The sequence below is a fragment of the Flavobacterium xizangense genome (assembly GCF_054075145.1).
In genome coordinates, this window is record NZ_JBSIPG010000134.1 from 1 (window position 1) to 266 (window position 266).

Here is a 266-nt window from a genome sequence, read left to right on the forward strand (position 1 = left end):
GGTGAGCCCACAGCGTGTTCATCCCAAACAGTCGGGAAAAAACCAGCACGATCATCAATCCGGCAGCCATAACGGGCCAGCGGTTGTGATTGAGGAGATCGGCCAGCGCGCTCAGGGTCTGCTTTGGGGTACGCATGGCCACCGCGAAACTGCCCAGCGCGATCGCCAGCGCAAACCACACCCAGCTACCATGACGGATGAGATCGAAGAAAAAATCCAGTTCACGAATAAGCATGCAACTGTAAAAACCGGCAATTAAGGTTAAT

Annotated in this window: 1 protein-coding gene; it reads right to left on the bottom strand. The window is 54.1% G+C overall.

Annotated elements, in window-relative coordinates; all coding sequences use genetic code 11:
* Positions 1–266: hypothetical protein (locus ACWA1B_RS22815; protein ID WP_456910915.1), on the bottom strand; the 266-nt coding region annotated here is incomplete at both ends.